The organism is Neisseria sp. P0022.S010 (assembly GCF_051956635.1).
Genome location: NZ_JBQCXF010000349.1, coordinates 1 through 3172 on the forward strand (window position 1 = coordinate 1; position 3172 = coordinate 3172).

Consider the following 3172-nt stretch of genomic DNA (forward strand, 5'->3'; position numbering starts at 1 on the left):
CTACCTGAACTGCGAAGAAGCAGTTATTATATATTTTAAAAAAAGAATGTCAACTATCAAAATGAACAAAAATACTAAATCTTTAAATTTACGAGAAAAAGACCCGTATTTGGAGCGGGAGAAACAACGTTACGCTCATCCGCTGCCCAGCCGTGAATGGGTTATTGAATTATTGGAACAAAAAGGTGTGCCGACCAAAATCGAAGCTTTGGCACATGAATTGTCGATTACAGAAGATGAATATGAATTCTTCGAACGCCGTCTGAAAGCGATGGCGCGTGATGGTCAGGTGTTGATCAACCGACGTGGCGCGGTGTGTGTGGCAGAGAAATTGGCATTGGTTAAATGCCGTGTCGAAGCGCATAAAGACGGCTTTGGTTTTGCCGTGCCGCTAACGCCGACAGGCGAGGGCGATTTTGTTTTGTATGAGCGTCAGATGCGCGGTGTGATGCATGGGGATATTGTTACCGTTCGTCCTGCCGGTATTGACCGCAGAGGCCGTCGTGAAGGTACGGTTTTGGATGTGGTGGAGCGTGCGCAGTCTAAAGTGGTCGGCCGTTTTTATATGGATCGCGGCGTGGCCATTTTGGAAGCGGAAGACAAGCGTTTGAGCCAAAGTATCGTGCTGGAACCTGAAAGCGTGGCGCAATTTAAACCGCAATCCGGCCAAGTGATTGTGGCTGAAATTGAGACGTATCCTGAAGCGCATCGTCCTGCAGTAGCTAAGCTGATTGAAGTGTTGGGCGATTATGCCGACAGCGGTATGGAAATCGAAATCGCTGTACGCAAGCACCATTTGCCTCATCAATTCAGTGAAGCATGTGTCAAAGCTGCGAAGAAAATTCCCGATCATGTGCGTAAAACCGACTTGAAAGGGCGCGTGGACCTACGCGATTTGCCTTTGGTAACCATTGACGGTGAAACTGCGCGGGACTTTGACGATGCGGTTTTTGCTGAAAAAGTCGGTCGCAATTACCGTTTGGTGGTGGCGATTGCCGATGTCAGCCATTATGTCCGTCCTGATGACGGAATCGATATGGATGCTCAAGAACGCAGTACCAGCGTGTATTTCCCACGCCGTGTGATTCCGATGTTGCCGGAGAAGTTGTCCAACGGTATCTGCTCGCTCAACCCTGATGTCGAACGCCTGTGTATGGTGTGCGATATGGTGATTACCTATGCCGGCAATATCAAGGAATACCGTTTCTATCCGGCAGTAATGCGTTCTCATGCGCGACTGACTTACAATCAAGTTTGGGATTGGATTTCAGACGGCCAAGATCATCCGTTTAAGCAACAAATCGATACTCTGTATCAGTTATTTAAAATCTTGCAGAAAAAACGTTTTGAGCGTGGCGCGGTTGAGTTTGAGAGCGTTGAGACTCAGATGATTTTCGACGACAACGGTAAAATCGACAAGATCGTTCCCGTCGTCCGCAATGATGCGCACAAATTGATTGAAGAATGTATGTTGGCGGCGAATGTTTGCGCGGCAGAATTTTTGCTGAAAAACAAACATACGGCTTTATTCCGCAATCACTTGGGTCCGACTCCCGAAAAACTGGCCATTTTACGCGAGCAGCTTGGTTTGTTGGGGCTGAGTTTGGGTGGCGGCGATAATCCGACGCCGAAAGACTATGCTGCGCTTGCCGAGCAATTTAAAAACCGTCCGGATGCGGAGCTGTTGCAAGTAATGATGTTGCGTTCTATGCAGCAGGCGGTTTATGAGCCGCATTGCGACGGTCACTTTGGTTTGGCTTATAGTGCATATGCACACTTTACTTCGCCTATCCGCCGTTATCCGGATTTGACGGTACATCGTGCCATTAAGGCTGTATTGAACGGACAAACTTACCAGCCCAATAAAACCTGGCAGGCTTTGGGCGTTCATACCTCTTTCTGCGAGCGCCGAGCCGATGATGCCAGCCGCGATGTGGAAAACTGGCTGAAAACTTATTATATGCGTGACAAAATCGGCGAAGTCTTCAGTGGCAAGATTTCGGGCATGACCAGCTTCGGTATTTTTGTAACGTTGGACGATATTCATATCGACGGCTTGGTTCATATCAGCGATTTAGGTGAAGATTATTTCAATTTCCGTCCTGAAATTATGGCGATTGAGGGTGAACGCAGCGGTGTCCGTTTCAACATGGGTGATACGGTCACTGTAAAAGTTGCGCGAGCCGATTTGGATACCAGCAAGATTGATTTGACCTTAGTCAGCGGCGGTTCAGTCGGTAAGAAACGTGGCAGTAGAAAAGCGAAACCTGTGAGCAAGCCGATAGCTGCTGACAAGTCTGTCGAAAAGCGTAAGCGTAAACTTTCGGTTAAAGAAATTGATGAAGCGTTGGCTGCTCCCATGAAGGCAAAGAAGAGCAAGGTGAAAAGTAAACCTGCCTCCAAGCCTGCTAAGCCAAGCAAACCTAAAGCCGCGAGCAAGAAAAAAGCGCAGGCGAAAACAGCTTCCGTCAAAGCCGGAGGTAAAAATAACGCTCAAGGCAAAAGCGTGAAGATTAAAGTGAAGAAAGATGCTAAGAAATAAGCGGCATTCAATTCAGGCCGTCTGAAAATTTTCAGACGGCCTGAATTTGTGATTTTATAAATAAAACCAAGGATAAATAAGATGATAAAACTGTACGGTATTCCCAATTGCGATACGGTTAAAAAAGCGCGCAGTTGGTTGGCGGAAAATGGCATCGAGTTTGAGTTTGTAGATTTTAAGAAAAACGCCCCGACTGCCGAATTGATTGATGGCTGGCTGGAGCAGGCAGCTTTGGAAATTTTGCTCAATAAAAGAGGCACGACTTGGCGCAAGTTGGATAAAGATGCGCAAGAATCTGCCGCAACAAAAGAAGGGGCGATTGCTTTGATGATGGAAAATCCCAGCATCATCAAGCGGCCTGTATTGGTCAAAGAAGGACAGGTTCATGTCGGATTTTCAGTAGAAGCGTATCAGGAAATTTTCGGATAAGGCATTTTTAGGTTTTTAGGCCGTCTGAAAAAGCAAGCCTCGAAAAAATACGTTACAATACGCGCTTTGAGCCTGTTTTCAGGATTTTAAGATTTTTGCGGCAGCATTTTCCGGCTGCCGCGCCAAACTTTTCTTTCGGATAAATATGTTCCATATTGTTGAAAAATATAAAACACCCGCCCAGATTGTTTTAGGTATCAT

Annotated in this window: 2 protein-coding genes; both read left to right on the forward strand. The window is 46.6% G+C overall.

Annotation, left to right across the window (positions count from 1 at the left end):
• Window positions 1-61 precede the first annotated feature (61 nt).
• Complete coding sequence (gene rnr, locus ACTHUT_RS16545) at window positions 62-2542, forward strand: ribonuclease R (protein ID WP_250600655.1); 2481 nt, start codon at window positions 62-64, stop codon at window positions 2540-2542.
• 81 nt (window positions 2543-2623) lie between these two features.
• Window positions 2624-2971, forward strand: coding sequence for an ArsC family reductase (locus ACTHUT_RS16550; RefSeq protein ID WP_250579753.1), 348 nt, complete (start codon window positions 2624-2626; stop codon window positions 2969-2971).
• Window positions 2972-3172 lie beyond the last annotated feature (201 nt).

Coding starts and splice junctions, on each gene's coding strand:
- rnr (WP_250600655.1), top strand. CDS start 62: ATGAACAAAAATACTAAATCTTTAAATTTACGAGAAAAAGACCCGTAT.
- ACTHUT_RS16550 (WP_250579753.1), top strand. CDS start 2,624: ATGATAAAACTGTACGGTATTCCCAATTGCGATACGGTTAAAAAAGCG.